Below are 24,990 nucleotides of genomic sequence, written 5' to 3'. Positions count from 1 at the left end.
GACAACGTCAGCATCACCGTGAAGCTGATCGCTCCGATCGCCATGGAAACCGGTCTGCGCTTCGCTATCCGCGAAGGTGGCCGTACCGTCGGTTCGGGCGTGGTCGCTACGATCATTGCCTAATTTTTGCGTGACTGGTCAGGGCTGCCTTGGCAGCCCCGGCCTCACAAAACTCGCGGCAAGACAGCAAGTTGAGCCGCACGTTCTTTAAGGAATAGTCATGCAAAAGCAAAAGATCCGCATCCGCCTGAAGGCCTTCGACTACAAGCTGATCGACCAGTCGGCTCTGGAAATCGTGGAAACCGCCAAGCGCACCGGCGCCATCGTCAAGGGCCCGGTGCCCCTGCCGACGCGCATGCAGCGTTTCGACATCCTGCGTTCGCCGCACGTCAACAAGACCTCGCGCGACCAGTTCGAAATCCGTACGCACCAGCGCCTGATGGACATCGTTGATCCCACCGACAAGACGGTTGACGCGCTGATGAAGCTCGACCTGCCGGCTGGCGTGGACGTCGAAATCAAGCTGCAGTAATCACTGCAGTCAAATCTGGCGGGTGCCGCAAGGCGCCTCGCCGGCGAAAAAGGGCAATCGCAAGATTGCCCTTTCTTTTGCCGGATGCGGCGCAGCGGCTTGCGGGAACCCTAGGGTTCACGCTATACTCGCCAGCTTTCCCGCGTGGGCTCTTGGCCTGCGCGGTTTTGTCGCATCGCTTTGAGGGGCGCAAGCCTTGATGTGCGGTGCAATCTGGCAGCCCGGCCAATCGATGTCGGGTTTGTTTAAACAGGCTCTCGCAAGAGGGCTGGAGAAAAACCATGAGTCTTAGCAATCGTCTCGGATTGCTGGGCCGCAAGGTGGGCATGATGCGCATCTTCACGGACGACGGCGACGCCGTTCCTGTGACGGTGCTGGATGTGTCCAACAACCGCGTGACCCAGGTCAAGACCGAAGAGACTGACGGCTACAGCGCCATTCAAGTGGCGTTCGGTACGCGCAAAGCATCGCGCGTCACCAAGCCGGAAGCTGGCCACCTCGCCAAGGCGGGTGTTGAAGCCGGCGAAATCCTGAAGGAATTCCGCGTCGCTGCTGATGTGGCTGCCGAGTACAAGCCGGGCGCTCAAGTGCCTGTGTCCTTGTTCGCAGTGGGCCAGGTCGTTGACGTGCAGGGCACTTCGATTGGTAAGGGCTTTGCCGGCACCATCAAGCGTCACAACTTCAGCTCGCAGCGCGCTTCGCACGGTAACAGCCGTTCGCACAACGTTCCTGGCTCCATCTCGATGGCGCAGGATCCTGGTCGCGTGTTCCCCGGCAAGAAGATGACGGGTCACATGGGCGACGAAACCGTGACGACGCAGAACCTGGACATCGTGCGCGTTGACGAAGCTCGTCAACTGCTGCTGGTCCGCGGTGCTGTGCCTGGCTCGAAGAATGGCCATGTGGTCGTTCGTCCTGCCGTCAAGGTCAAGGTCAAGAAGGGAGCCAACTGATGCAGCTCGAGCTCCTGAACGAGCAAGGTCAGGCCACCTCCAAGGTGGACGCTCCTGACACCGTGTTTGCTCGCGATTACAACGAAGCCCTGGTGCACCAGGTGGTCGTGGCCTTCCAGGCTAACGCCCGCCAAGGTACGCGTGCCCAGAAGGACCGTGAACAAGTCCATCACTCGACGAAGAAGCCGTTCCGCCAAAAGGGTACGGGTCGTGCGCGTGCTGGTATGACGTCCTCGCCGCTGTGGCGTGGGGGTGGTCGGATTTTCCCGAACATGCCCGACGAAAACTTCACGCACAAGTTGAACAAGAAGATGTACCGCGCCGGTATGGCCGCCATCCTCTCGCAGCTGGCTCGCGAAGGCCGCCTGGCCGTGGTGGATTCGATTGCACTCGAAGCCCCCAAGACCAAGCTGCTGGCAGCCAAGTTCAAGGCCATGGGCCTGGACTCGGTGATGCTGATCGCTGACGAAGTGGACGACAACCTGGCGCTGGCTTCGCGCAACCTGGCCAATGTGCTGGTTTGCGAGCCGCGTTACGCCGATCCGCTGTCCCTGGTTCACTACAAGAAGGTGCTGGTGACCAAGGCCGCGATGGAGCAACTCAAGGAGATGCTGGCATGAGCGCTGTGAAATATTCTGAAGGCCGTCTGGCCTCGGTGCTGCTGGCCCCCATCGTTTCCGAGAAGGCCACGGCAATCGCCGAAAAGAACAACCAGGTGCTGTTCAAGGTCCTGCGCGACGCCACCAAGCCCGAAATCAAGGCCGCTGTTGAACTGATGTTCAAGGTCGAGGTTGAGGCTGTGAACGTGGTGAATGTGAAGGGCAAGACGAAGCGCTTTGGTGGCCGTGCTGGCCGTCGCGACCACGTCAAGAAGGCGTATGTGTCGTTGAAGGCGGGCCAAGAGCTCAACTTCTCCGGGGAGGCTGCGTAATGGCCGTCGTTAAAGTCAAGCCAACCTCGCCCGGCCGCCGCGCCGTCGTGAAGGTGGTGCACAAGCATCTGCACAAGGGTGCGCCCCACGCAGCTTTGCTTGAGCCGCAAATCCAGAATTCTGGCCGTAACAACAACGGTCACATCACGATTCGCCACAAGGGCGGTGGTCACAAGCACCACTACCGCGTGGTCGACTTCAAGCGCAACAAGGACGGTATTCCGGCCAAGGTTGAGACGATTGAATACGACCCGAACCGCACGGCTCACATCGCTCTGGTGTGCTATGCCGACGGTGAGCGTCGCTATGTGATCGCCCCGCGTGGTCTGGAAGTCGGTGCGACGATCTTGAGCGGCGCTGAAGCCCCGATCAAGGCCGGCAACACGCTGCCGATCCGCAACATCCCGGTGGGTTCGACCATCCATTGCATTGAACTGCTGCCTGGCAAGGGCGCGCAGATCATTCGCTCGGCTGGTACGTCTGCTGTGCTGATGGCCCGTGAAGGCACCTACGCTCAGGTCCGCCTGCGTTCGGGTGAAGTCCGTCGCATCCACATCGACTGCCGCGCCACGATTGGCGAGGTCTCCAACGAAGAGCACAGCCTGCGCCAGTACGGCAAGGCCGGCGCGATCCGCTGGAAGGGTATCCGCCCGACCGTTCGCGGTGTGGCAATGAACCCGGTGGATCACCCGCACGGTGGTGGTGAAGGTCGTACCGGTGAAGGCCAGGCGCCTGTGTCGCCGTGGAACACCCTCACGAAGGGCTACCGCACTCGTAACAACAAGCGCACGCAGACGTTCATCGTTTCGCGTCGCAAGAAGTAAAGGGTAGGCCATGACTCGTTCACTGAAGAAGGGCCCGTTCGTTGACGGCCACCTGTTGGCCAAGGTCGACAAGGCGGTTGCCAACAAGGACAAGAAGCCCATCAAGACCTGGTCGCGTCGCTCGACGATCCTGCCCGAGTTCATCGGTCTGACGATCGCTGTGCACAACGGCAAGCAGCACGTGCCGGTTTATGTGTCGGACCAGATGGTCGGCCACAAGCTGGGTGAATTCGCACTGACCCGCACCTTCAAAGGCCATCCGGCCGACAAGAAGGCCGGGAAGAAGTAAGGATGCCAACGATGGAAACCAAAGCAATCGTTCGCGGTGTTCGCCTCTCGTGTGACAAGGGCCGCCTCGTGGCGGACATGATCCGCGGCAAGAAGGTGGACCAAGCGCTGAACATCCTGGAATTCACCCAGAAGAAGGCGGCCCTGATCATCAAGAAGGCGCTGGAAAGCGCCATCGCCAACGCCGAGCACAACGACGGCGCTGACATCGATGAGCTCAAGGTCACCTCGATCTATGTGGAGCAAGGTGCCACGCTGAAGCGCTTCTCTGCCCGTGCCAAGGGCCGCGGCAATCGCATCAGCAAGCCCACGTGCCACATTTTCGTCTCGGTCGGTAACTGAGGCTAAGGAAGACTATGGGACAGAAAATCCACCCAACCGGCTTCCGCCTGCCCGTCACCCGTAACTGGGCGTCGCGCTGGTACGCGAACAACCAGAACTTCGCCACGATGCTGGCCGAAGATCTGCGCGTCCGTGAGTACCTCAAGGCCAAGCTGAAGAATGCCGCCGTCTCGCGCATCCTGATCGAGCGCCCCGCCAAGAACGCCCGCATCACCATTTACTCGGCTCGTCCGGGCGTGGTGATCGGCAAGAAGGGCGAAGACATTGAAAGCCTGAAGGCCGAACTGACCAAGCGTCTGGGCGTGCCGGTGGCAGTGAACATCGAAGAAGTGCGCAAGCCTGAAATCGATGCTCAGCTGATCGCCGACTCGATCACCCAGCAGTTGGAAAAGCGCATCATGTTCCGCCGCGCGATGAAGCGTGCGATGCAGAACGCGATGCGTCTGGGCGCCCAAGGCATCAAGATCATGTCTGCCGGTCGTCTGAACGGCATCGAAATCGCTCGTACCGAGTGGTATCGCGAAGGCCGTGTGCCCCTGCACACCCTGCGTGCTGACATCGACTACGGCACCTCGGAAGCCAAGACCACCTACGGCGTCATCGGCGTCAAGGTCTGGGTCTATCGTGGCGACCGTCTGGCCAATGGCGATGCTCCGGTGATCAACACGCCGGCTGGCGCTGAAGATGACCGTCGTCCGCGTCGCAACACCCGTCCGGGTGCCCCGACCGGCCGTGGCCGTCCGGGTGGCGATCGTGGTCCGCGTGATGGTGCTGCACCGGCTGCTGAAGCCGCTGCCGGCGATGCCAAGCCCGCAGCCAAGCGTGTGGTGCGCAAGCCCGCCGCTCCGGCTGCTGGCGAGGCCAAAGGAGAATAACAATGCTGCAACCAGCTCGTCGCAAATACCGCAAAGAGCAAAAGGGTCGTAACACTGGTGTTGCTACCCGCGGCGCTGCCGTGTCTTTCGGCGATTTCGGCCTGAAGGCAACTGAACGTGGCCGTCTGACGGCCCGTCAGATCGAAGCTGCACGTCGTGCGATCTCGCGCCACATCAAGCGCGGTGGTCGTATCTTCATCCGCATCTTCCCGGACAAGCCGATCTCGCAGAAGCCTGCCGAAGTCCGTATGGGTAACGGTAAGGGCAATCCTGAGTACTACGTCGCTGAAATTCAGCCTGGCAAGGTGCTCTACGAAGTCAACGGTGTGCCGGAAGTCCTGGCTCGCGAAGCGTTCACGCTGGCTGCTGCAAAGCTGCCCCTGCGTTGCACCTTCGTGGCTCGCCAGGTCGGTACCTGATTGGAGAGAACACCATGAAAGCATCTGAACTGCGTGGCAAGGACGTCGCTGCCCTCGAAAAGGAAGTGACCGACCTGCTCAAGGCCCATTTCGGCCTGCGCATGCAAAAGGCAACTCAACAGCTCACGAACCACTCGGTGCTGGGCAAGACTCGTCGCGACATCGCTCGCGTCAAGACTGTCCTGGCCCAGAAGAAGAAGGGAGCCGTGTGATGACGCAAGCTCAAGAAAAGAACACGCGCACCCTGGTGGGTCGTGTGGTCAGCGACAAGCGCGACAAGACCATCACGGTTCTGGTCGAGCGTCGTTCCAAGCATGAGCTGTACGGCAAGATCGTCGCTCACTCGCGCAAGTACCACGCCCATGATGAAAAGGGCGAGTACAAGATGGGTGATGTCGTCGAGATCGCCGAAGGCCGTCCGCTGTCCAAGACCAAGAGCTGGGTCGTGACCCGCCTGGTCGAGAAGGCTCAGCTGGTCTGATCGCGCTGAAGACGTGATTGCCGCGGGGCCGCGTGCCCTGCGCTGATCTGGAGGCCGGGTCGCTGTCACGCAGCGCTCCGGCCTTTCTCATTCATTGATTCCCATTGACCGAAGTACAGGAAGGAGACCTCCCATGCTGAAGATTGGTGACCGCGTGCCCGCAGGCACGCTGCAGGAATTCATCGAAGTCGAAGGCGAAGGCTGCTCGATCGGCCCGAACAGCTTCGACATCGAGAAGGCGACCGCGGGTAAGAAGATCGCCGTTTTCGCCCTGCCGGGTGCCTTCACCCCGACCTGCTCGGCCCAGCATGTGCCTGGCTATGTGCAGAACTACGACGCGCTGCGCGCAGCCGGCGTTGATGAAATCTGGTGCATCTCGGTCAATGACGCCTTCGTCATGGGCGCCTGGGGCCGCGACCAGAAGACCGGGGGCAAGGTTCGCATGATGGCCGACGGCAGTGCCGACTTTGCCAAGGCAACCGGCCTGACGCTGGACCTGACGGCCAAGGGGCTGGGTTTGCGCTCGCAGCGCTACTCCATGCTGCTGGTCGATGGCGTGGTCAAGACGCTGAATGTGGAAGGTCCAGGCAAGTTCGAGGTCAGCGACGCTGCCACGATGCTGGCCCAGGCCAAGGCCGCCTGAACACGGCCACCTGAAGGCCCTCGAGAGAGATTTCAGGATTGCGCGCCCGAAGCGCTTGACAGTGGTTCGGGTAATCGCGCATAATGCAAAGCTTCGCCGAACGTCAGGCGCATTTAGCAATGCGTCTTGGCCTCGGATCCGCCCATAACCGCCGGGCGCAGCCAGCAGGCTGCAATCGGTCCACGGGCCCAAGACTGACCACTGAAGTCGCCGTGCGGCTGACGTGGGAAAAGTTGGGGATAGACATGATTCAAATGCAATCGCGACTCGACGTCGCGGATAACACTGGCGCCAAGTCCGTCATGTGCATCAAGGTGCTTGGCGGTTCCAAGCGTCGTTATGCCGGCATTGGCGACATCATCAAGGTCAGCATCAAAGAAGCTGCTCCGCGTGGTCGCGTCAAGAAGGGCGAGGTCTACAGCGCTGTGGTCGTTCGTACCGCCAAGGGCGTGCGTCGCCAAGACGGTTCGCTGGTCAAGTTCGATGGCAATGCTGCCGTCCTGCTGAACGCCAAGCTCGAGCCGATCGGCACCCGCATCTTTGGCCCCGTGACGCGTGAACTGCGTACCGAGCGCTTCATGAAGATCGTGTCGCTGGCGCCTGAGGTCCTTTAAGGCCTCGTCAAGTCAAAGGTATTGCCATGAACAAGATTCGTAAAGGCGACGAGGTCATCGTGTTGACCGGCCGCGACAAGGGCAAGCGCGGCACTGTGTCGCAGCGTGTCGATGATGCACACCTCGTGGTGGATGGCATCAATGTCGTCAAGAAGCACGTCAAGCCCAACCCCATGAAGGGCACCACCGGCGGCGTGGTCGACAAGACGATGCCGATCCATCAATCCAACGTGGCGATTTTTAACGCTGCATCCGGCAAGGCCGATCGCGTGGGCATCAAGCTCCTCGCCGATGGCAAGAAGGTGCGCGTTTTCAAGTCGACCGGCGAAGAGATCAAGGCTTAAGAGGTCCGACATGGCTCGTTTGCAAGCGATTTACCGCGAAAAAGTTGTGCCAGGCCTCGTTGAGAAGTTTGGCTACAAGTCGATCATGGAAGTGCCGCGCATCACCAAGATCACGCTCAACATGGGCGTGAGCGAGGCTGTTGCGGACAAGAAGGTCATGGACCATGCGGTCAGCGACCTGACCAAGATTGCCGGCCAGAAGCCTGTGGTCACGAAGTCGAAGAAGGCTATCGCCGGCTTCAAGATTCGTGACAACGTGCCGATCGGCTGCATGGTCACGCTGCGTGGCGTTCAGATGTACGAATTCCTGGACCGTTTTGTCACCATCGCGCTGCCGCGCGTTCGTGACTTCCGCGGTATCTCGGGTCGTTCGTTTGACGGCCGCGGCAACTACAACATCGGCGTCAAAGAACAGATCATCTTCCCCGAAATCGAATACGACAAGGTGGATGCTCTGCGTGGTCTGAATATCAGCATCACGACGTCGGCCAAGACGGATGACGAAGCCAAGGCTCTGCTGGCTGCGTTCAAGTTTCCGTTCAAGAACTGAGGTGCCCGATGGCAAAACTCTCTATCAAGCAACGTGAACTGAAGCGCGAACAGTTGGTCGCCAAGTACGCCAAGAAGTATGCGGAACTGAAGGCCATCATCAACGACTTCAAGAAGTCGGAAGAAGAGCGCTACGCCGCCCGCCTGGAGCTGCAGAAGCTGCCCCGCAACGCCTACCCGACTCGCCTGCGCAATCGCTGCGAGTTGACCGGTCGTCCGCGCGGTACGTTCCGCAAGTTCGGTTTGGCCCGTAACAAGATTCGTGAGCTGGCCTTCAAGGGCGACATCCCCGGTGTCGTCAAGGCCAGCTGGTAATCGGCAGGTTTAGGAGATTTTCATATGAGCATGAGTGATCCTATCGCCGATATGCTGACTCGCATTCGCAACGCACAAAGCGTTGAGAAGACCAGTGTCGTGATGCCTTCGTCCAAGTTGAAGGTTGCGATCGCCAAGGTCCTCAAGGATGAGGGTTACATCGACGGCTTCGCACTGCGCGGTGACGCAGCTCGTCCCGAGCTGGAAATTGCGTTGAAGTATTACGCCGGTCGCCCGGTGATCGAGCGTATCGAACGCGTGAGCCGTCCCGGCCTGCGCATCTACAAGGGCCGCCACGACATCCCTCAGGTCATGAATGGCCTGGGTGTGGCGATCGTCACCACGCCGCAAGGTGTGATGACCGACCGCAAAGCACGTCAAGCCGGTATCGGCGGCGAAGTGCTCTGCTACGTCGCTTAAGCGCAAGGAGAGACGACAATGTCCCGCGTTGGAAAAATGCCGGTGGCCGTCCCGCAAGGTGTGGACGTGACCATCAACGCTGACCAGATCAGCGTCAAGGGCACCCTGGGCACGCTGACCCGTCCGGTCAATGCCCTGGTGACCGTGAAGAACGAAGGCGGCAAGCTGACGTTCACCCCGAACAACGAAACGGCTGAAGCCGATGCCATGAGTGGCACGGTGCGCGCACTGGTGGCCAATATGGTCACCGGCGTGAGCAAGGGCTTCGAGCGCAAGCTGAACCTGGTCGGCGTGGGCTTCCGTGCCCAAGCCCAAGGTCAGAAGCTGAACCTGCAAATCGGTTTCTCTCACCCTGTGGTGAAGGACATGCCGGCTGGCATCAAGGTTGAGTGCGCTACGCAGACCGAAATCCTGATCAAGGGTGCGGACCGCCAAGTGGTGGGCCAGATCGCCGCAGAAGTGCGCGCCTTCCGGCCGCCGGAGCCCTACAAGGGCAAGGGCATCCGCTATTCCGACGAGAAGGTCTCTCTCAAAGAGACCAAGAAGAAGTAAGGAGCAGCGACATGATGACCAAGAAAGAACAGCGCATCCGTCGTTCGCGCCAAACCCGCGTCCGCATTGCCATTCAGCAAGTTGCACGCCTGACGGTGTTCCGCTCGAACCTGCACATCTACGCCAGCGTCATTTCCGACGACGGCGCCCGTGTGCTGGCGAGCGCGTCGACCGCCGAGAAGGAAGTTCGCACTGCCCTGGGCGCCGACGGCAAGGGTGGCAATGTTGCCGCCGCTGTGCTGATCGGCAAGCGTATCGCCGAGAAGGCGAAGGCTGCTGGCATCGAGAAGGTTGCCTTCGACCGTGCAGGTTTCGCCTACCACGGCCGTATCAAGGCTCTGGCCGACGCAGCCCGCGAAGCTGGCCTGCAGTTCTGACGCACAAAGGATTTAGAAATGGCAAAGTTTCAACCCCGCGCGCAGGCTGAAGGCAACGACGACGGCCTGAAGGAAAAGATGATCGCGGTCAACCGCGTCACCAAGGTGGTGAAGGGCGGCCGTACGCTGTCGTTCGCAGCACTGACGGTGGTCGGTGACGGCGACGGCCGCATCGGCATGGGCAAGGGCAAGGCGAAGGAAGTTCCGGTCGCCGTGCAGAAGGCCATGGAATCGGCCCGTCGCAACATGGTCAAGGTGAACCTGCGCAACGGCACGATCCACCACAACGTGACCGGCCAGCATGGCGCCGCCCGCGTCATGATGATCCCGGCTGCAAACGGTACCGGCGTGATCGCCGGCGGCCCGATGCGCGCCGTCTTCGAAGTGATGGGCGTGACCGACATCGTGACCAAGAGCCACGGTTCGACCAACCCGTACAACATGGTCCGCGCCACGCTGGACGCGCTGAAGCGCTCCACCACGGCATCGGAAGTCGCCGCCAAGCGCGGTAAGTCGGTCGAAGACATCGTCGGCTGATTCACCAGTTCTGGAGAGACTCAACATGTCTGACAAGAAAACCGTGACGGTCAAGCTCGTCCGCAGCCCCATCGGCACCCGTGCATCGCACCGTGCCACCGTGGCTGGCCTGGGCCTGCGCAAGCTGAACAGCACCAGCGTGTTGGAAGACACGCCGGCAGTGCGCGGCATGATCAACAAGATCGCCTACCTCGTTCAAGTGCTGTAAGCGCCTGAACAGAACAGAGGATTAGAAGATGCAACTCAATACCATCAAGCCTGCCGCTGGTGCCAAGCACGCCAAGCGTCGCGTGGGCCGTGGCATTGGCTCCGGTCTCGGCAAGACTGCCGGCCGTGGTCACAAGGGTCAAAAGTCGCGCGCCGGTGGCTACCACAAGGTGGGCTTCGAAGGCGGCCAGATGCCCCTGCAGCGTCGCTTGCCCAAGCGTGGCTTCAAGTCGCTGGCTCGTCCGTTCAACGCTGAGATCAACCTGAGTGATCTGCAAGCGCTGGCCGGCGAAGAAATCGACCTGCTGACGCTGAAGGCCGTGGGCCTGGTTCCCGAACTGACCAAGAACGTCAAGGTCATCCTGTCGGGTTCCATCAGCCGCAAGGTCACGCTCAAGGGCGTGCTTGCTACGGCAGGTGCCAAGGCTGCCATCGAAGCCGCTGGCGGCTCGGTCGTCGTCTGAAGCGCTAGGAACTAGGCACAGTGGCTACCACCAACGCAAACCAACTGGCCAAGAGCGGCAAGTTCGGCGACCTGCGTCGCCGCCTTGTGTTCCTGCTGCTGGCTCTGGTTGTGTACCGCATCGGGGCGCATATCCCCGTGCCCGGTATCGACCCGGTTCAGCTGCAGCAGTTCTTCAAGGGTCAGGAAGGTGGCATCCTGAGCCTGTTCAATATGTTCTCGGGCGGTGCGCTGTCGCGCTTTACCGTCTTCGCGCTGGGCATCACGCCCTACATCTCGGCCTCCATCGTCATCCAGTTGATGGGTTATGTGGTGCCGAGCCTGGAAGCGCTGAAGAAGGAAGGCGAAGCAGGCCGTCGCAAGACTACGCAGTACACGCGCTACGCCACCTTGGGCCTGGCCATCTTCCAATCGCTGAGCATTGCGCTGGCGCTTGAAAGTTCGGCTGGCCTGGTGATCAGCCCGGGCTTCGGTTTCCGTCTGACCGCGGTTTCCAGCCTGGTAGCCGGCACGATGTTTCTGATGTGGCTGGGTGAGCAGATTACCGAACGTGGTCTGGGCAACGGGATCTCGATCCTGATCTTCAGCGGTATCGCTGCAGGTCTGCCGGGTGCGATTGGTGGTCTGGCCGAGTTGGTTCGTACGGGCTCGATGGGCGCTGTGTCCTTCCTGTTCGTCTGTGCCATCGTCGTCGCCGTGACCTATCTGGTGGTGTTCGTCGAGCGCGGTCAGCGCAAGATCTTGGTGAACTACGCCAAGCGCCAGGTGGGCAACAAGGTGTACGGCGGTCAAAGCTCGCACCTGCCACTGAAGCTGAACATGTCGGGCGTGATCCCGCCGATCTTCGCGTCGTCGATCATCCTGCTGCCGACCACGGTGGTGAGCTGGTTCGCGACGGGTGACAGCCTTCGTTGGCTGAAGGACATCGCCGACATGCTGCGCCCTGGACAGCCGATCTACGTGCTGTTCTACGCTGCTGCGATTGTGTTCTTCTGCTTCTTCTACACGGCGCTGGTATTCAACAGCCGTGAGACAGCAGACAACCTGAAGAAGAGTGGCGCGTTCATCCCAGGCATCCGCCCGGGTGAGCAGACTGCGAAGCATATTGACAAGATCTTGTCGCGCTTGACGATGGCTGGTGCCATCTACATCACGGCAGTGTGCTTGTTGCCGGAGTTCTTGAATCTCAAGTACAACGTGCCGTTCTACTTCGGTGGAACCTCGCTGTTGATCATCGTGGTTGTCACGATGGACTTCTGGTCGCAAGTTCAGTCTTACGTGATGAGTCAGCAGTATGAATCGCTGCTGAAGAAGGCCAACTTCAAGGCTGGTTGAGTCAGGTTGAAATTGAAAGGTGTCGTTCTTCGACAAGTCGCCCGCAAAGGTGGCCTTGGAACTGGCACCGTACGATTGAGTCGTGCTCGCATCGTGTTCCGGGCGAAGTGAGTGAATATTTGTCCCCGGACGCGCTTTAGAGCGATATTGAGTAGGTCAAGGAGCAGACCATGAAAGTTTCGGCATCCGTCAAGGCAATGTGCCGCAATTGCAAAGTCATCCGTCGCAAGGGTGTGGTGCGTGTGATCTGTACAGATCCCCGCCACAAACAGCGCCAAGGCTGATTGCTGCACGACACGAGCGAATTAGAGGACGCACATGGCACGTATTGCTGGTATCAACATTCCGCCGCAAAAGCACACTGAGATCGGTCTGACCTCGATCTACGGCATTGGCCGTACGACCGCACAGAAGATCTGCAACTCTTGCGGTATCCCGTTCGACAAGAAGGTCAAGGACCTCACTGACGCCGATCTGGAAAAGATCCGTGAAGAAGTGGGCCGCATGACCATCGAAGGCGATCTGCGCCGTGAGATGTCGATCAACATCAAGCGCCTGATGGACCTCGGCTGCTACCGCGGTTTCCGTCACCGCCGTGGCCTGCCGATGCGCGGTCAGCGCACCCGCACGAACGCTCGTACCCGTAAAGGCCCGCGCAAGTCGGCCGCCACGGGCAAGAAGTGATCCTGCGGCAGCATTGAAAGAAAGACATCATGGCAAAAGCACCCAATAACTCGGCTGCCCAGCGCGTCCGCAAGAAGGTCCGCAAGAACGTTGCAGACGGTATTGCGCACGTTCACGCGTCGTTCAACAACACCATCATCACCATCACCGACCGTCAAGGCGGCGCCCTGTCGTGGGCTTCGTCGGGTGGTCAGGGCTTCAAGGGCTCGCGCAAGTCGACGCCTTTCGCTGCCCAGGTGGCTGCTGAAGTCGCAGGTCGCGCTGCTCAGGAGCAGGGCATCAAGAACCTGGACGTCAAGATCAAGGGCCCAGGCCCGGGTCGCGAATCGTCGGTGCGTGCTCTGGCCGCACTGGGCATCCGCATCAACTCGATCTCTGACGTGACGCCGGTGCCGCACAACGGCTGCCGTCCGCAGAAGCGTCGTCGCATCTAAGGCCATTTGGCCCCTGATGCGCTTGATGGCATAATCGCGCGTTTTCCCGCGCCGGCGGGCACGAAAGTGCCGCGCCGGCCGTTTTGCTGAAGTCTGCGGTCATCTTCCATGGATACCCTGGCTTCGATAAGCCCACCGTCTGAGCCGATAAAAACACTGGCCAGACTCGCGCAGGCACCCGACGGGGTCTTGCGTCAGATTGAACAAGGACACTCAAAGTGGCACGCTACCTCGGCCCCAAGGCCAAACTTTCCCGCCGCGAAGGCACCGACCTGTTCCTGAAGAGCGCCCGTCGCTCCATCGCGGACAAGGCCAAGTTCGACTCCAAGCCTGGCCAGCACGGCCGCACTTCGGGTCAGCGCACCTCTGACTTCGGTCTGCAACTGCGTGAAAAGCAGAAGGTCAAGCGCATGTATGGCGTGCTGGAGCGCCAGTTCCGCCGCTACTTCGCTGAAGCCGAGCGCCGCAAGGGTTCGACCGGCGTCAACCTGCTGACGCTGCTGGAATCGCGCCTGGACAACGTCGTTTATCGCATGGGCTTCGGCTCGACCCGCGCAGAAGCCCGTCAGCTGGTTTCGCACAAGGGCATCACCGTGAACGGTGAAGTCGTGAACATCGCGTCCTACCTGGTCAAGGCTGGTGACACCGTTGCCGTGCGTGAAAAGGCCAAGAAGCAGCTGCGCATCATCGACGCGTTCAAGTTGGCCGACTCCATCGGTCTGCCGGCCTGGGTTCAGGTCGACGGCACGAAGCTGGAAGGCATCTTCAAGAAGACGCCTGACCGCGACGAGTTCGGCGCCGAGATCAACGAGTCGCTGATCGTTGAGTTGTACTCGCGTTAAGCAACCCGTACTGGCCGGCGGTGCCCTGGAGGGCACGGCCGGCTTTTCATCGTCCGCGTCGGCTACCGCTGCGGACGGTTGGTCCCTCAGCCTTATCGGTGTAACGAACCGAGGGTATTGAAAGAAAGACCTCATGCAAACAAATCTGCTCAAGCCCAAATCCATCAATGTCGAGCCTCTGGGTGGCCACCGCGCCAAGGTCACGCTCGAGCCGTTTGAACGCGGCTATGGCCACACCCTGGGCAATGCCCTGCGCCGGGTGCTGCTGTCCTCGATGGTGGGTTATGCGCCGACGGAAGTGACGATCGCTGGCGTCCTGCACGAGTACTCGGCCATCGACGGTGTGCAAGAAGACGTGGTTCACATCATGCTGAACCTCAAGGGCGTGGTTTTCCGTCTGCACAACCGTGAAGAAGTGACCCTGGTCCTGCGCAAGGAAGGCGACGGCCCGGTCACGGCAGCCGACATCCAGACTCCGCACGACGTCGAGATCATCAATCCCGAGCACGTCATCGCCCACCTGTCGCAAGGCGGCAAGCTGGACATGCAGATCAAGGTCGAGAAGGGCCGCGGCTACGTGCCCGGCACGATGCGCCGTTATGGCGACGAGCCGACCAAGAGCATTGGCCGCATCGTCCTGGACGCTTCGTTCTCGCCGGTCCGCCGCGTCAGCTACGCCGTCGAGAACGCCCGCGTCGAGCAGCGTACCGACCTGGACAAGCTGGTCATGGAAATCGAAACCAACGGCGCCATCTCGCCTGAGGAAGCGATCCGTGCTTCGGCCAAGATCCTGGTTGAACAGCTTGCTGTGTTCGCACAACTGCAAGGTACCGATCTGGTCGATGCTTTCGATCAGCCGGCTCAGCGTTCGAGCAGCTTCGATCCGATCCTGCTGCGTCCTGTGGACGAGCTGGAACTGACCGTGCGTTCGGCCAACTGCCTGAAGGCCGAGAACATCTATTACATCGGTGACCTGATCCAGCGCACCGAGACCGAGCTGCTGAAGACCCCGAACCTGGGTCGCAAGTCGCTCAACGAAATCAAGGAAGTGCTGGCTTCGCGCGGCCTGACCTTGGGTGCGCGTCTCGAGAACTGGCCTCCGCAAGGTCTCGACAAGCGGTAATTTGAACCACCCCCGAGGCGCTTGACGCGCCTCCCCCTCAAGGGGGCGCACACAGTGGCCCGGCAAAGCCGGTTCCACGGGTGCTGCTGGGGAAGACAGAGTTTTTTGAAAGAGGGTGGCTTTGTTTGCCACCCGGTGCCCCCGGGCAGTACCTGATACGGCTGCTGGGACTAATTTAGAAAGGAAAGCACCATGCGTCACCGTAACGGCCTCCGTAAGCTGAACCGTACCTCCGAACACCGCAAGGCGATGCTGCGCAATATGTGCAACTCGCTGCTGCAGCACGAAGCCATCAAGACCACGGTCCCCAAGGCCAAGGAACTGCGTCGCGTTGTCGAGCCCCTGATCACCCTGGCCAAGGAACCCACGCTGGCGAACCGCCGCCTGGCTTTCGACCGCCTGCGTGACCGCGACATCGTCACCAAGCTGTTCAACGAACTGGGCCCGCGTTTCAAGGCTCGTCCGGGCGGCTACACCCGCATCCTCAAGATGGGCTTCCGCGTTGGCGACAATGCACCGATGGCCTTTGTTGAGCTGGTCGACCGCGCCGAAGGTGAAACCGCCGGCGAAGCCGTCGAGTAAATGCAGAACCTGGTGGGCTTCGGTCCGCTGTGAGTTCAAAGAGAGAAGCCAGCCTCGTGCTGGCTTTTTTTCGTCCGTAGGTTTCACAAGTGCGCCCGTGAAGCCCGGCTGCGGCAGGCGCCTTAGATTGACGCTAAGCTGCTTGGCTTCGAAGATCGATACGCTTGCTTCACCCAGCTCCTGATGCTCACCATGTCCTTCTCCCTGCTGCAGCGCCTGTTCCGGCAGTTGCTTCTCGCCCTTGTCGTGCTGCTGCCCGTTCTGGCCAGCGCAGACGACTTTCTCGAGCCCGAACAAGCCTTCAAGCTGAGCGTCAAGGCCGCTGATGCAACTGCGGTCGAAGTCCGCTTCGAGATCGCACCCGGCTACTACATGTACCGCGAGCAGTTCAAGGTCGAAGCTCAAGGTGCAACGCTCGGCGCGCCGGCAATGCCCGCTGGCAAGACCAAGTTCGACGAGACCTTCAACAAGACGGTTGAGATCTATCGCGACCTCCTGCAGGTACGCGTGCCGGTGACGCAGGCATCCGGGCCTTTCAAGCTGACCGTGACCGGCCAAGGCTGCGCTGACAAGGGCCTTTGCTACCCGCCGCAAACGACGACGGTGGACCTGAGCTTGCCTGCCGGCAGCGCTGCGGCGCCAGCAGTCGCAGCGACGCAAGCGCCGGCGGTGATTGCCTCTGCCGATCAAGGCACCAGCACCGAATCCGGCCGTCTCGACGCTGCACTGCAGTCGGGCCAGTTCTGGACAGTCATTGGGGTGTTCTTCGTCGCCGGCCTGCTGCTGTCGCTCACACCCTGCGTGTTGCCGATGCTGCCCATCCTGTCGTCGATCATTGTTGGCGACGGCGCGAGCGCCTCCCGTGGCCGCAGTTTCATGCTGGCGCTCAGCTATTCACTGGGCATGGCGCTGGTCTACACGGCCCTGGGCGTTGCCGCCGGCCTGGCAGGCGAGGGTTTGGCGGCCGCATTGCAAAAGCCCTGGGTGCTCGGTCTGTTTGCTGTCGCGCTGGTGGGTTTCTCGCTGTCGATGTTTGGCGTCTACGAACTGCAACTGCCGAGCTCGATGACGGGGGGCTTGTCCAGCGCTTCACAAAAGCTGCCGGCCGGCCATCTGGCGGGCGTGTTCGTGATGGGTGGCGTGTCGGCACTGATCGTCAGCCCTTGTGTCGCCGCGCCGCTGGCTGGTGCTCTCGTCTATCTGAGCCAAACGCGAGATGTGCTGCTGGGCGGTGGCGCGCTGTTTGCGCTCGCCTGCGGCATGAGCGTTCCGCTGCTGCTGCTCGGCGCCTCGGCGGGTGCCCTGCTGCCGCGTGCTGGCGCCTGGATGGATGACGTCAAGCATTTCTTCGGCATGCTGCTGCTTGGCGTCGCGCTTTGGACGATGCAGCCCGTGCTGCCGGCCGCCGTTGCCCAGGCGCTTTGGGGCGCGCTGCTGATCGCCTCTGCCGCGATGCTGGGCCTGTTTGAACATGGCCACGCCGCCGGACGTCCGCGCACATGGCTGCGCAAGACGGCGGCCGTCGTTGCGCTGGTCTACGGCCTTCTGCAATTGTTGGGTGCCGCCGCTGGTGGCACCGATCCGCTGAAGCCGCTCGCCGGCCTTGCGATGGCTCGCGCCAATGCCGGTGCACCTGCTACCCCTGGACCTAACTTCCAGCTGGTGCGTAGCGTGGCCGAGCTGGACGCGGCTGTGGCCAGCGCCGGTCGCCCGGTGATGCTGGACTTCTACGCCGACTGGTGCGTGTCCTGCAAAGAGATGGAGCGCTATACCTTCTCAGACCCGCTGGTACAGCAACGCCTCGCAGGCGCCTTGCTCTTGAAAGCGGATGTCACCGCCAACAATTCCGATGACAAGGAACTGCTCAAGCGTTTCAAGCTTTTCGGCCCACCCGGAACGATCTTCTTTGACGCCCGGGGCGAGGAGCTGACCGGCGTGCGAGTGATTGGATACCAGGACGCGCAGCGTTTCCTGAGCTCACTCACTGCCGCGGGCCTGTAAGTCAGAAAAAGTGCGCTATACTGCTAGCTTCAGTCGCGGGGTGGAGCAGTCTGGTAGCTCGTTGGGCTCATAACCCAAAGGTCGTCGGTTCAAATCCGGCCCCCGCAACCAAATATCGAGACCCGCTGAACGCATGCGTTCAGCGGGTTTTTCTATTTCCGGTCTGGGCCTCGCAGGTCGGCACGACGTTGCGACCATCGCCGGTATCGGCATCGGCATCGGCATCGGCATCGGCACGATGCAGCTGAATCACTGAAACGCCGCTCGGCGTCTGGCGCGTTCCTGGCGGGCGAGTCATAGGGGCCTCGTCTACCGTTGCTGCTGGCTTTTGGGGTCGGGTTCGGTCTGCTGGTGCTCATCAATAGCAGCGGCTGGCTGCCAGCCTTGGGTGAGACGAGGTTCCTCGCCGGACTGACATTGGCGCTGCTGCGGCTGTTCTGAGGCGTCCCGGCTCAGGGGCGCGCTGGCGGCGTCCTTCGGTGGACGCAGGGCAGGCGTGATTGGCGTGCTATCATTCGCCCTGTCGAACACCGAGTGATCGGTGCTTGAAGCGAATCCTGAAAAGCCGCTCCTCGCTTGAGCGGCTTTTTGTTTCAGATTTCTTTCTGATCAGTCGCGGGGTGGAGCAGTCTGGTAGCTCGTTGGGCTCATAACCCAAAGGTCGTCGGTTCAAATCCGGCCCCCGCAACCAAGAATCTTCGTAAGTGAATGAACGGCTTACGAAAAAATGAAGCGCCAACCGGGAGGTTGGCGTTTTTGCTTTTGTGCCAGTTCTGTGCCCGTTCTGTGCCACAAAGCGTGCCTTGCTTGTACCCCTCGATATGCGCAGAGCGAGAACCCGACCATTGGGTCTCGTGCCCTCATCAGCCCAACCCGTGCCGTGCGCGTGCCCCGTGGTCAAGATCCATGCGACCCATGTCTCCACCTTGTTCGGGTCGAGTATGACGGCGCCGGGGCGCAGTGGGTCCGTGATCGCGCACCTTACGTTGCCAAGCTTGGAGTCAAGTGTGTTGCGCACGTCGTGCCGCAGCGAGACGTTCAAGCCGGTGATCAACGATAAAGCCGTTGCAACACCTCGTCGCGCTTGGTCAGGCCTTCGCTATGAAAGAAGACCTCACCCGCAATGCCTTCCCTGCGGTTCTCCTTCAGCATTTGCAGTAGCAACTCGGGGCTGGCGACGTAGTCCTTGCCAAGCGCGAGCGGCAGGCCGGGGAACACCATTGCGAAACACAGTTGGTCTCGTGTGATCTTGCGGAACTCGGCGCGGTAGCGCGGCTGCTCAGGTTCTGGTTCGCACGGTACGCCGTGGAAGCATTCCCGGGCCAGTTGTGGACCTGCTGAAGAGCAATGACTGAGGCGCCCAGTGCCAATTGCTCATCGCTAAATCGTCATGGCATGGATTTGCCAGCGTCGGTGTGGAAGTAGTAGGTCATCCTCTTTCGCGGGGACAGGTAGTCGTACACGGGTTGCGGCAACTGCTGAGGCCGCAACGTCTTGGTCACCGTGACGTCGGGCTCCTGTTCAAGATCAACGACCATGGCCACCTCCTTGGGCACTGCTGGGTCGTAGACCAGCACTGTTGGCTTCAGCGGCCGGCTGCTGTTGACGGTCACGACCATGCCGAGCGTGCCATTGCTGAGTGCAACGATGGTGCCTGGCGGATAGATGCCTACGCAGCGCACAAAGGTGGTCATCGCCGCCGCATCGAACTGGCCACGCCTTTGCCCGTACATCGTCGACAGCGCCTCATGGGGTGTGAGCGCCCGCTGCAGGTCGACAGGGTTGCACAGGTTGTCGTAGGTGTTGGCCAACGCCACGATTTTCGACAGCAGATTGAGTTGCGCGCCGACCAGCTTCATTGGATAGCCGCTGCCGTCGACATGTTCATGGTGCTGCTCAATGATCCGCAGTGCTTCCTGTGAAACGCCCATCTTCTGGGCGATGGCCACGCCCTTCGCGCAATGAAGTTGCACCACGCCGAACTCGGCCAGCGTCCAGGGTGCTCCCTTGCGCAGGATTCGGTCAGGGATATCGACCTTCCCGATGTCATGGAGCAAAGCGCCCAGGCCGATCAGGCGAACGGCTGCGGCCGGGGCCTTCATTTCCTTGGCCAGCATCATCGCCATGATGGTGACGTTGAGTGCATGGAAGTAGGCGTCCTCGCCGCCGATCTTGTCCGCCATCAGCTCGATCGCCATATCGGCGTCGACCAGCATCGAGTTGGCGATGCCATCCACCAATTGCAGGGCTTCCTGGTGCGCCGCCTCGGGGCGTGCAAACATGTTCTGGTTGATCGACTTGAGCGCCCGCGCGTTTGACATCATGGCTCGCTCGCACGCAGCGGCCTTGGTGTGGTGAGCGGCGATTCGCTCAAGGCGCTCGCGCTTGTTTTGATACACGGGGTCCTGTTCGCGCGGTGGCGGTGACTCTGCGAGCGCGGTTTCGACCGCTGGCAGCTCCAGCGGTTCTGTGTCGCTCCGCTCAGGCGAAAAGCGCACCCGGCTCAGTCCCAGAGTCTGGATTGTCGCGACTTGCTCGAGGCTCTTGATCTTGAAGCTCGAGAAAGTGAACGGATGATCAGTCCACGGCAGATCCAGGTGCACAAACATGCCGACGCAAAGCTGCGAGGGTGCGACCTGGCGATCTTTGGAAGGGTTTGCCGGTGTGGACATTGAGAGACCTGCAGGGCGTCAACAACAAAGGAGGTCCTATCGTAGCCACTGGCGAACCCGCCTGCGCTGGTTGATCAAGCGTTCTGCGATGTCGGTTCGATCGCCAGCATTGTCACGTTCGCAGGAGATTCGATCTCATGTAGTCGTGATCGTGTCGGCGTCGGCCGCTGGGTCCATGCCCTGCGCATCGAACCTTCGGGCGGCATGGTCCTCTGAGGCTTCAACGGAACTCGCCGCGTTGGATCAGGTCCTGGAGCAGGCCCTTGCCTTGCGTCATCGGGAACCTGGTGTTGGCCGCTGGCGGCATCGCAAAGCCCAGGTTCTTCAGCAAGACCTGCTGCGAGGGCATCACGGCCTGTAGTGGCAAGACCTTGCCGTTCAGCCTGATTTGATCTGCGCTGATCAGCAATTGCGCAGCCTGGCCGGGCTGTAGCGTGAACTCGCTGCGTTGACGGGCCTGCGCCGCATCCAACGCCTCGAAGGTGATCCGCTGCGGCTGGCTCGTGCCTTGCAGCCTGAGCATCCAGTGCCAGGTCTTGCCTTCCTGGCGGCGACCCTGCACTTGCAGTGAGGCACCCTCGCCAAAAGGCAGGCGCGCATCGAAGTGCTTCCATGCCGTGGGCAGCGCTGGCGTGAAGCGCAGCTCGCCGCGCAAGAGGTCAGGGCGGAAGCCCAGATAGTCCTGATAGGCATTGCGCGCGAACTCGGCCACGCTCCAGGACTGCGCGAAGGTGCCTGAAGGGACCGGCCGGCCGTTTGGCCCGGGCAGTGCATCGAGCAACTCGCTCATCGTGCCCAGCGTGCCGTCCAGGTTGCGGCCAAGGATCTGCTCGCCGAGGTTCCGGGTCAGCTGCCAGGCCAGGTCTTGCTGGCCGAACTTGCTCAATGCCGTGACCGTGAAGCCGGCGTTCCAGCCCCAGATCGTGCCGTTGTGATAGGCCGCGTCCTTGTGGTGGTAAGCATCATTCACATGGTGAGGATGGAAATACTCGCTGGCCGGGTCCAGCGAGGCGATGCCGTATGGGAAGAGCAGCTTGGCGACCGTGTTGCCCAACACTTTCGCCTCGACTTCGGGCGCGACCAAGGGCTTGAATGGGTCTATCGGCACAGAGATCAGCATCAATTGGTTCGGCCGTACTTTCATGTCGCGGCTGCCGTCTGCACGCAGGCGGTCAGCCATCTGCTGGCCATCCCAGAACAGCCGGACAAAGCTTTGCCGTGCGCGTTCCGCATGGGCTTGCCAGACGGCGGCCTGCTCGTTCCTCCCCGCGTGTTTCGCTAGTTCTGCGGCGGCTTCTAGCGCCGTGAACCACAGGGCCTGGATCTCGACCGCCCTTGACCCGCGCGCCGACCAGGGCTGGCGGCCTTCGATGCGGGCGTCCATCCAGGTGTCGGCATCGTCGTGATGCAGCAAGCCGTCGGCGTCGACCGAATGCTTCAGGGCGCCTTCGATGTAGGGGCCGGCCAGCTTGAGCATGCGCTCGGCAAAACCGCTGTCGCCGCTGTAGCGCACGTACTCCAGGCCTTCGCGCAGCATCCAGGGCGTGCCGTCCACGGTGTTGTAGATCTTCTCTTCGCCACGCACGCGGTTGGGGATGCGGCCGTAGTCGCTGGCGCGCGCACCGCTGACCGGATCGTCGCTGCCGGAGTCCTTGGGTGCCTGCAGGTTCTGGTAGCGGGCGAAGTTGTCGAGCACCTCGCGTGCTTCCTTGAAATGGCCGGTCACCAGCAGCGTGCCGGGCAGGGCGATGAAGGTGTCGCGGCCCCAGTTCTCGCGGAACCAGGGCAAGCCGGCCCAGAGGCCGCGGCCGTACTCATCGACGAGGAAGCCGAGTGCCGAGGCCTTGGCCCAGAGCAGGGCACGGTCGTAGGCGGCATCTGACGTCTTGAGCCAGCTGCGGGTCAGGCGCTCATGCAGGTCGGCACGGCTTTGCGCGATCACGGCGTCCGAGCCGGCCATCGCGCGGGCTTGGGCCAGGGCACTGCCGGCGTCGCTCCCGAAGGCGATGTGAAGCGTGAAGCGGCGGGTCTTGCTGCGCGCTTGCAGCTGTGGCGAGCCGGTGCCTGTGATTTCAAAAGGCTGGTCGGCACTGATTGCCGCGAACAGCGAGCCGCCGGGCAGGCTCACCAGCAGTTGCTCGCCATCCCAGCGGGGCTTGGCAAGCGCGCCAGACCACATGGGCTGGACTGCCAAGCGCGCGGCCTTCGCAGTGCTCACTTGGATCGACAAGCGCCGGCTGCCCGCATGCAGGACGAAGCGTTCCCGACTCGTGCCGACCTGCAGTTCGCGGCCATAGGGCTGCACCGTTTCGCGCGCCTGTTTGCCGGCGCGGTCCAGCAGCTTGCCGTCGACAAAGCTCGCGTGATCCTTGAATAGCACTTGCTGCCCGATCAGATAGCCCTCGCCTTGGCCATAGCTGGCGGTGCGGCCATCGAAGTAGCCATCGACCCGGTCGCCGACAACGAAATGACGCTGCTGCCGGGCCTGGACCGTCAGGCCCATCTGCTGGAACAAGGCATCGACGCCCGGCCTCTTGTCGCCCGCGTGTGCACCGAAGCAGCTCAGCAGAGCAACAGTGAGCAGCAATTGCTTCATCGCGCCGCCAGCTTCTCGAAGCGGATCGCCTGGCCGCCGCCCGGCGCCAGGCGCAGCTGCAGGCTGGCGCCGGCCTTCACTTCACGCTGCTCGATCACGATGTCTTCGCGTGCAGTTGTGTAGTTGGCCTTGGCGCCATCGCGGTAGATGTGGGCGCGGTAGCGCTGGCCTGCTGTCAAGAAGTCGAGTTTGATGTTCAAGCTGCGCGCGTGCTCATCGGTGACAGCACCGAGGAACCAGTCTTCGCTGTTGCGGTCCTTGCGGGCGATGGTGACGAAGTCGCCCACTTCGCCATTGAGCACCCTGGTTTCGCTCCAGTCCGTCGGCACGTCCTTGATGAACTGGAAGGGCTTGGGATTGGCTTCGTAGTTTGTCAGCAGGTCGGCCGCCATCTGGATCGGGCTGTAGATCACCACATAGAGCGCCAGCTGCTTGGCCCAGGTCGTGGCCACGCCGGTGGGTTGCCGCGTCTTCATGCCAAAGATGCCGGGCGTGAAATCCATTGGCCCGGCGAGCAGGCGTGTGAACACGAGATTGGCCTCATGTTCCGGCGGATTGCCCGGATTGCCCCAGGCATTGAATTCCTGGCCGCGCGAGCCTTCGCGTGAGATCCAGTTCGGATAGGTGCGGCGCAGGCCGGTGTCCTTGACCGGCTCATGCGGATTGATCGCGATGTGGCGCTTGGCCGCTTCCTGCACCACCTTCAAGTGGTGGCGCGCCATGTCCTGCCCTTCATGCCAGCCGTAGCGCACCACGCCGTCGGCGCCAGGCACGCGCGCCTGTGCGGCATCGCTGACATAGCCGGTCTTGACCGAGCCCACGCCGAGGCGCGAGTAGAGGTCCAGCGCAGCGCCCAGCTGGCTTTCATAGTTGGCCGCATTGGCGCTGGTTTCGTGATGGCCGATCAGTTGCACGCCCTTGGACTTGGCATAGGAGGTGATGCGCTCCAGATCGAAGTCAGGATAGGGCCTGGTGAAGCTGAACTTGTCGCCATTGGCCACCCAGTCGCCATCCCAGCCCTGGTTCCAGCCCTCGATCAGCACGCCGCCGAAGCCATTCTTGGCGGCGAAGTCGATGTGCTTGAGTGCATTGGCCGTGGTGGCGCCGTGCTTGTCGCCGCTTCCCCAGGTGGCGATGTCCTGGTGCATCTCCCACCAGATGCCCACGTACTTCATAGGCTTGAACCAGGAAACATCGCCGATGGCGTTGGGCTCGTTGAGGTTCAGGATCATGCGCGACTCGGCCAGCTGCGCGGCCGTCTCGGTGATCAGGATCATGCGCCAGGGCGTGGCGAAGGGCGCACGGCGCTGCACCTTGGGCAGGCCACCGCTGCCCGGCGTAAGCATGGCCTTGAAGCGGCGGTCTTCCACGCGGGCGAGGTTCATGCCGGCATAGTCCACCAGCGCGGCCTCGTGGATGCTGATGTGCAGGCCTTTGTCGGTGCGCATCGTCATCGGCGTCTGGGCCAGCCCCACCTCCTGGACCGGCGTGCGCTTGAACAGGTATTCCTCGCGGTTCCATTCAAAGGCGGTGTTCCACCAAGCGGTGGCGGGCGAGGCAATGTTGAACTCGGTCAGCTCTTCGCCGATGTTGACGTTCTGCAGCATCGACTGGTCGGGGAACTGGTAGCGCAGCGCCACGCCGTCGTCATAGGCGCGCAGGATCAGGTCGATGCTGCGCTTCTGGCTTGCGTCCTCGGTCAGCGTGAGGCGCAGCTCCTTGTAGTGGTTGCGGATGTAGCGCTGCTCGCCCCAGGGCTGCTCCCAGCGCTCATCAAAGCTGCGCTCGCTGCGGGCGGTAAGGGTGAAGTGGCGGTCCAGCTTGGGCGCGTCGGTCAGCAGAAAGCCCAGGCGCGAGGGGCTGATCACCGCTTGGCCATTGCGCAGCACCGAATAGCGGGCATGGCCTTCACCGTCGATGTCGAGCTGGATGCGCAGGCGGCCGTCGGGCGAGCTCAGCCCGGCGGCGGGTGCTGCCCAGGCGCTGCCCAGCAGCAGGGAAAGGCACAAGGCCAGTGCAGACTTCAGCATGCGGCGTCTCCTGTCGTTTGCGACG

36 protein-coding genes and 2 tRNA genes are annotated in these 24,990 nt (G+C 61.6%); 33 read left to right on the top strand and 5 right to left on the bottom strand.

Features of this window, described 5'->3' with window-relative positions:
• The 32 genes from V3596_RS14400 to V3596_RS14245 all read left to right on the top strand — a co-directional run.
• On the top strand, positions 1–123 hold a 123-nt coding region (locus V3596_RS14400), incomplete at its 5' end, for an EF-Tu C-terminal domain-related protein (RefSeq protein WP_465165651.1).
• Positions 124–220: 97 nt separating this feature from the next.
• Entirely contained in the window at positions 221–532 is a 312-nt protein-coding gene (gene rpsJ / locus V3596_RS14395; RefSeq protein WP_173121442.1) for a 30S ribosomal protein S10, read from the top strand.
• Positions 533–813: 281 nt separating this feature from the next.
• Positions 814–1,485: a 50S ribosomal protein L3 gene (gene rplC / locus V3596_RS14390; protein ID WP_334278449.1), complete on the top strand. Its 672-nt coding sequence runs from the start codon at positions 814–816 to the stop codon at positions 1,483–1,485.
• The gene (rplD, locus tag V3596_RS14385) at positions 1,485–2,105 is read left to right on the top strand and encodes a 50S ribosomal protein L4 (protein ID WP_282824732.1); all 621 of its coding nucleotides are present in this window, start codon (positions 1,485–1,487) and stop codon (positions 2,103–2,105) included. Before rplC ends, rplD begins: the two co-directional genes overlap by 1 nt.
• On the top strand, positions 2,102–2,416 hold the full coding sequence (gene rplW / locus V3596_RS14380; protein WP_334278448.1) for a 50S ribosomal protein L23: 315 nt from the start codon (positions 2,102–2,104) through the stop codon (positions 2,414–2,416). Before rplD ends, rplW begins: the two co-directional genes overlap by 4 nt.
• A complete protein-coding gene (gene rplB, locus V3596_RS14375; RefSeq protein WP_282824728.1) occupies positions 2,416–3,240 on the top strand; it encodes a 50S ribosomal protein L2 in 825 nt (274 codons plus the stop codon). The genes rplW and rplB overlap by 1 nt, the downstream gene beginning before the upstream one ends.
• A gap of 10 nt (positions 3,241–3,250) precedes the next feature.
• The gene (gene rpsS / locus V3596_RS14370; RefSeq protein WP_282824726.1) at positions 3,251–3,529 is read left to right on the top strand and encodes a 30S ribosomal protein S19; all 279 of its coding nucleotides are present in this window, start codon (positions 3,251–3,253) and stop codon (positions 3,527–3,529) included.
• Positions 3,530–3,540: 11 nt separating this feature from the next.
• Positions 3,541–3,870, top strand: a complete 330-nt coding sequence (gene rplV, locus V3596_RS14365; RefSeq protein WP_334278447.1) for a 50S ribosomal protein L22 — start codon at positions 3,541–3,543, stop codon at positions 3,868–3,870.
• Between the two features lie 14 nt (positions 3,871–3,884).
• A complete protein-coding gene (gene rpsC / locus V3596_RS14360; protein WP_282824722.1) occupies positions 3,885–4,745 on the top strand; it encodes a 30S ribosomal protein S3 in 861 nt (286 codons plus the stop codon).
• A 2-nt stretch (positions 4,746–4,747) separates the two neighbouring features.
• A complete protein-coding gene (rplP, locus tag V3596_RS14355) occupies positions 4,748–5,164 on the top strand; it encodes a 50S ribosomal protein L16 (RefSeq protein WP_334278446.1) in 417 nt (138 codons plus the stop codon).
• A gap of 14 nt (positions 5,165–5,178) precedes the next feature.
• Positions 5,179–5,376, top strand: a complete 198-nt coding sequence (gene rpmC, locus V3596_RS14350) for a 50S ribosomal protein L29 (RefSeq protein ID WP_334278445.1) — start codon at positions 5,179–5,181, stop codon at positions 5,374–5,376.
• Positions 5,376–5,645: a 30S ribosomal protein S17 gene (gene rpsQ / locus V3596_RS14345; protein ID WP_334278444.1), complete on the top strand. Its 270-nt coding sequence runs from the start codon at positions 5,376–5,378 to the stop codon at positions 5,643–5,645. The genes rpmC and rpsQ overlap by 1 nt, the downstream gene beginning before the upstream one ends.
• Positions 5,646–5,778: 133 nt before the next feature.
• Positions 5,779–6,288: a peroxiredoxin gene (locus V3596_RS14340; RefSeq protein WP_334278443.1), complete on the top strand. Its 510-nt coding sequence runs from the start codon at positions 5,779–5,781 to the stop codon at positions 6,286–6,288.
• A 245-nt stretch (positions 6,289–6,533) separates the two neighbouring features.
• Positions 6,534–6,902, top strand: a complete 369-nt coding sequence (gene rplN / locus V3596_RS14335; RefSeq protein ID WP_088286487.1) for a 50S ribosomal protein L14 — start codon at positions 6,534–6,536, stop codon at positions 6,900–6,902.
• A 26-nt stretch (positions 6,903–6,928) separates the two neighbouring features.
• On the top strand, positions 6,929–7,246 hold the full coding sequence (gene rplX / locus V3596_RS14330) for a 50S ribosomal protein L24 (RefSeq protein ID WP_334278442.1): 318 nt from the start codon (positions 6,929–6,931) through the stop codon (positions 7,244–7,246).
• Positions 7,247–7,256: 10 nt separating this feature from the next.
• Positions 7,257–7,796 (top strand): 50S ribosomal protein L5, encoded by a 540-nt coding sequence (gene rplE / locus V3596_RS14325; RefSeq protein WP_334278441.1) that lies wholly within the window; start codon positions 7,257–7,259, stop codon positions 7,794–7,796.
• An 8-nt stretch (positions 7,797–7,804) separates the two neighbouring features.
• A complete protein-coding gene (rpsN, locus tag V3596_RS14320) occupies positions 7,805–8,110 on the top strand; it encodes a 30S ribosomal protein S14 (protein WP_282824708.1) in 306 nt (101 codons plus the stop codon).
• A 24-nt stretch (positions 8,111–8,134) separates the two neighbouring features.
• Complete coding sequence (rpsH, locus tag V3596_RS14315; RefSeq protein ID WP_282824706.1) at positions 8,135–8,530, top strand: 30S ribosomal protein S8; 396 nt, start codon at positions 8,135–8,137, stop codon at positions 8,528–8,530.
• 18 nt (positions 8,531–8,548) lie between these two features.
• Positions 8,549–9,082 (top strand): 50S ribosomal protein L6, encoded by a 534-nt coding sequence (rplF, locus tag V3596_RS14310; protein WP_334278439.1) that lies wholly within the window; start codon positions 8,549–8,551, stop codon positions 9,080–9,082.
• 11 nt (positions 9,083–9,093) lie between these two features.
• The gene (gene rplR, locus V3596_RS14305; RefSeq protein ID WP_334278438.1) at positions 9,094–9,459 is read left to right on the top strand and encodes a 50S ribosomal protein L18; all 366 of its coding nucleotides are present in this window, start codon (positions 9,094–9,096) and stop codon (positions 9,457–9,459) included.
• An 18-nt stretch (positions 9,460–9,477) separates the two neighbouring features.
• Entirely contained in the window at positions 9,478–9,996 is a 519-nt protein-coding gene (rpsE, locus tag V3596_RS14300) for a 30S ribosomal protein S5 (protein ID WP_334278437.1), read from the top strand.
• A gap of 25 nt (positions 9,997–10,021) precedes the next feature.
• The gene (rpmD, locus tag V3596_RS14295; RefSeq protein WP_282824699.1) at positions 10,022–10,204 is read left to right on the top strand and encodes a 50S ribosomal protein L30; all 183 of its coding nucleotides are present in this window, start codon (positions 10,022–10,024) and stop codon (positions 10,202–10,204) included.
• A gap of 28 nt (positions 10,205–10,232) precedes the next feature.
• On the top strand, positions 10,233–10,667 hold the full coding sequence (gene rplO / locus V3596_RS14290; RefSeq protein WP_334278436.1) for a 50S ribosomal protein L15: 435 nt from the start codon (positions 10,233–10,235) through the stop codon (positions 10,665–10,667).
• Positions 10,668–10,687: 20 nt separating this feature from the next.
• Positions 10,688–12,001 (top strand): preprotein translocase subunit SecY, encoded by a 1,314-nt coding sequence (gene secY / locus V3596_RS14285; protein ID WP_334278435.1) that lies wholly within the window; start codon positions 10,688–10,690, stop codon positions 11,999–12,001.
• A gap of 170 nt (positions 12,002–12,171) precedes the next feature.
• Positions 12,172–12,285, top strand: coding sequence for a 50S ribosomal protein L36 (rpmJ, locus tag V3596_RS14280; RefSeq protein ID WP_077036445.1), 114 nt, complete (start codon positions 12,172–12,174; stop codon positions 12,283–12,285).
• A gap of 34 nt (positions 12,286–12,319) precedes the next feature.
• Positions 12,320–12,685 (top strand): 30S ribosomal protein S13, encoded by a 366-nt coding sequence (rpsM, locus tag V3596_RS14275; protein ID WP_334278434.1) that lies wholly within the window; start codon positions 12,320–12,322, stop codon positions 12,683–12,685.
• Between the two features lie 29 nt (positions 12,686–12,714).
• Entirely contained in the window at positions 12,715–13,119 is a 405-nt protein-coding gene (gene rpsK / locus V3596_RS14270) for a 30S ribosomal protein S11 (RefSeq protein ID WP_056194196.1), read from the top strand.
• Between the two features lie 218 nt (positions 13,120–13,337).
• The gene (gene rpsD / locus V3596_RS14265) at positions 13,338–13,961 is read left to right on the top strand and encodes a 30S ribosomal protein S4 (protein ID WP_282824688.1); all 624 of its coding nucleotides are present in this window, start codon (positions 13,338–13,340) and stop codon (positions 13,959–13,961) included.
• A 133-nt stretch (positions 13,962–14,094) separates the two neighbouring features.
• Positions 14,095–15,084: a DNA-directed RNA polymerase subunit alpha gene (locus V3596_RS14260; protein ID WP_334278433.1), complete on the top strand. Its 990-nt coding sequence runs from the start codon at positions 14,095–14,097 to the stop codon at positions 15,082–15,084.
• A gap of 192 nt (positions 15,085–15,276) precedes the next feature.
• Positions 15,277–15,666 carry a 50S ribosomal protein L17 gene (gene rplQ, locus V3596_RS14255; protein ID WP_282824684.1) on the top strand — a complete coding sequence of 130 codons (390 nt, stop codon included), beginning with the start codon at positions 15,277–15,279 and terminating at the stop codon, positions 15,664–15,666.
• A 192-nt stretch (positions 15,667–15,858) separates the two neighbouring features.
• Positions 15,859–17,667 carry a protein-disulfide reductase DsbD gene (gene dsbD / locus V3596_RS14250; protein ID WP_334278432.1) on the top strand — a complete coding sequence of 603 codons (1,809 nt, stop codon included), beginning with the start codon at positions 15,859–15,861 and terminating at the stop codon, positions 17,665–17,667.
• A 34-nt stretch (positions 17,668–17,701) separates the two neighbouring features.
• Positions 17,702–17,778 (top strand) — tRNA-Met (locus tag V3596_RS14245).
• Positions 17,779–17,806: 28 nt separating this feature from the next.
• On the opposite strand, the gene V3596_RS14240 is transcribed toward V3596_RS14245, so the two are convergent.
• Positions 17,807–17,965, bottom strand: coding sequence for a hypothetical protein (locus V3596_RS14240; RefSeq protein WP_334278431.1), 159 nt, complete (start codon positions 17,963–17,965; stop codon positions 17,807–17,809).
• Between the two features lie 316 nt (positions 17,966–18,281).
• Between V3596_RS14240 and V3596_RS14235 the strand changes: the two genes are divergently transcribed.
• Positions 18,282–18,358, top strand: a tRNA-Met gene (locus tag V3596_RS14235).
• A 359-nt stretch (positions 18,359–18,717) separates the two neighbouring features.
• Here V3596_RS14235 and V3596_RS14230 read toward each other — a convergent pair.
• The 4 genes from V3596_RS14230 to V3596_RS14215 all read right to left on the bottom strand — a co-directional run bounded on the left by V3596_RS14230 (position 18,718) and on the right by V3596_RS14215 (position 24,965).
• The gene (locus tag V3596_RS14230; protein WP_334278430.1) at positions 18,718–18,888 is read right to left on the bottom strand and encodes a hypothetical protein; all 171 of its coding nucleotides are present in this window, start codon (positions 18,886–18,888) and stop codon (positions 18,718–18,720) included.
• 167 nt (positions 18,889–19,055) lie between these two features.
• Entirely contained in the window at positions 19,056–20,339 is a 1,284-nt protein-coding gene (locus V3596_RS14225; RefSeq protein WP_334278429.1) for an HD-GYP domain-containing protein, read from the bottom strand.
• Positions 20,340–20,559: 220 nt separating this feature from the next.
• A complete protein-coding gene (locus tag V3596_RS14220; RefSeq protein ID WP_334278428.1) occupies positions 20,560–22,935 on the bottom strand; it encodes an amylo-alpha-1,6-glucosidase in 2,376 nt (791 codons plus the stop codon).
• Positions 22,932–24,965: a glycoside hydrolase family 97 protein gene (locus tag V3596_RS14215; protein ID WP_334278427.1), complete on the bottom strand. Its 2,034-nt coding sequence runs from the start codon at positions 24,963–24,965 to the stop codon at positions 22,932–22,934. The genes V3596_RS14220 and V3596_RS14215 overlap by 4 nt, the downstream gene beginning before the upstream one ends.
• Between the last annotated feature and the right edge of the window lie 25 nt (positions 24,966–24,990).

This window comes from Roseateles microcysteis (assembly GCF_036880965.1).
Lineage (GTDB): Bacteria > Pseudomonadota > Gammaproteobacteria > Burkholderiales > Burkholderiaceae_C > JAUASW01.
Note: the sequence above shows the minus strand (reverse complement) of the source record. Positions and strands in the feature narration are given on the sequence as shown.

Bases quoted from the DNA above. Each gene is read 5' to 3' on its own strand.
- rpsS (WP_282824726.1), top strand. From the start codon at position 3,251: ATGACTCGTTCACTGAAGAAGGGCCCGTTCGTTGACGGCCACCTGTTG.
- rplF (WP_334278439.1), top strand. From the start codon at position 8,549: ATGTCCCGCGTTGGAAAAATGCCGGTGGCCGTCCCGCAAGGTGTGGAC.
- rpsN (WP_282824708.1), top strand. From the start codon at position 7,805: ATGGCAAAACTCTCTATCAAGCAACGTGAACTGAAGCGCGAACAGTTG.
- rplC (WP_334278449.1), top strand. From the start codon at position 814: ATGAGTCTTAGCAATCGTCTCGGATTGCTGGGCCGCAAGGTGGGCATG.
- V3596_RS14230 (WP_334278430.1), bottom strand. From the start codon at position 18,888: ATGGTGTTCCCCGGCCTGCCGCTCGCGCTTGGCAAGGACTACGTCGCC.
- rpsJ (WP_173121442.1), top strand. From the start codon at position 221: ATGCAAAAGCAAAAGATCCGCATCCGCCTGAAGGCCTTCGACTACAAG.
- rpmD (WP_282824699.1), top strand. From the start codon at position 10,022: ATGTCTGACAAGAAAACCGTGACGGTCAAGCTCGTCCGCAGCCCCATC.
- V3596_RS14340 (WP_334278443.1), top strand. From the start codon at position 5,779: ATGCTGAAGATTGGTGACCGCGTGCCCGCAGGCACGCTGCAGGAATTC.
- V3596_RS14220 (WP_334278428.1), bottom strand. From the start codon at position 22,935: ATGAAGCAATTGCTGCTCACTGTTGCTCTGCTGAGCTGCTTCGGTGCA.
- rplW (WP_334278448.1), top strand. From the start codon at position 2,102: ATGAGCGCTGTGAAATATTCTGAAGGCCGTCTGGCCTCGGTGCTGCTG.
- rplV (WP_334278447.1), top strand. From the start codon at position 3,541: ATGGAAACCAAAGCAATCGTTCGCGGTGTTCGCCTCTCGTGTGACAAG.
- rplB (WP_282824728.1), top strand. From the start codon at position 2,416: ATGGCCGTCGTTAAAGTCAAGCCAACCTCGCCCGGCCGCCGCGCCGTC.
- rpsM (WP_334278434.1), top strand. From the start codon at position 12,320: ATGGCACGTATTGCTGGTATCAACATTCCGCCGCAAAAGCACACTGAG.
- rplN (WP_088286487.1), top strand. From the start codon at position 6,534: ATGATTCAAATGCAATCGCGACTCGACGTCGCGGATAACACTGGCGCC.
- V3596_RS14225 (WP_334278429.1), bottom strand. From the start codon at position 20,339: ATGTCCACACCGGCAAACCCTTCCAAAGATCGCCAGGTCGCACCCTCG.
- rplD (WP_282824732.1), top strand. From the start codon at position 1,485: ATGCAGCTCGAGCTCCTGAACGAGCAAGGTCAGGCCACCTCCAAGGTG.
- rplE (WP_334278441.1), top strand. From the start codon at position 7,257: ATGGCTCGTTTGCAAGCGATTTACCGCGAAAAAGTTGTGCCAGGCCTC.
- rpsC (WP_282824722.1), top strand. From the start codon at position 3,885: ATGGGACAGAAAATCCACCCAACCGGCTTCCGCCTGCCCGTCACCCGT.
- dsbD (WP_334278432.1), top strand. From the start codon at position 15,859: ATGTCCTTCTCCCTGCTGCAGCGCCTGTTCCGGCAGTTGCTTCTCGCC.
- rpmJ (WP_077036445.1), top strand. From the start codon at position 12,172: ATGAAAGTTTCGGCATCCGTCAAGGCAATGTGCCGCAATTGCAAAGTC.
- V3596_RS14240 (WP_334278431.1), bottom strand. From the start codon at position 17,965: ATGACTCGCCCGCCAGGAACGCGCCAGACGCCGAGCGGCGTTTCAGTG.
- V3596_RS14260 (WP_334278433.1), top strand. From the start codon at position 14,095: ATGCAAACAAATCTGCTCAAGCCCAAATCCATCAATGTCGAGCCTCTG.
- rplX (WP_334278442.1), top strand. From the start codon at position 6,929: ATGAACAAGATTCGTAAAGGCGACGAGGTCATCGTGTTGACCGGCCGC.
- rpsE (WP_334278437.1), top strand. From the start codon at position 9,478: ATGGCAAAGTTTCAACCCCGCGCGCAGGCTGAAGGCAACGACGACGGC.
- rpsQ (WP_334278444.1), top strand. From the start codon at position 5,376: ATGACGCAAGCTCAAGAAAAGAACACGCGCACCCTGGTGGGTCGTGTG.
- rpsK (WP_056194196.1), top strand. From the start codon at position 12,715: ATGGCAAAAGCACCCAATAACTCGGCTGCCCAGCGCGTCCGCAAGAAG.
- rplQ (WP_282824684.1), top strand. From the start codon at position 15,277: ATGCGTCACCGTAACGGCCTCCGTAAGCTGAACCGTACCTCCGAACAC.
- V3596_RS14215 (WP_334278427.1), bottom strand. From the start codon at position 24,965: ATGCTGAAGTCTGCACTGGCCTTGTGCCTTTCCCTGCTGCTGGGCAGC.
- rplP (WP_334278446.1), top strand. From the start codon at position 4,748: ATGCTGCAACCAGCTCGTCGCAAATACCGCAAAGAGCAAAAGGGTCGT.
- rplR (WP_334278438.1), top strand. From the start codon at position 9,094: ATGATGACCAAGAAAGAACAGCGCATCCGTCGTTCGCGCCAAACCCGC.
- rpmC (WP_334278445.1), top strand. From the start codon at position 5,179: ATGAAAGCATCTGAACTGCGTGGCAAGGACGTCGCTGCCCTCGAAAAG.
- rpsH (WP_282824706.1), top strand. From the start codon at position 8,135: ATGAGCATGAGTGATCCTATCGCCGATATGCTGACTCGCATTCGCAAC.
- rplO (WP_334278436.1), top strand. From the start codon at position 10,233: ATGCAACTCAATACCATCAAGCCTGCCGCTGGTGCCAAGCACGCCAAG.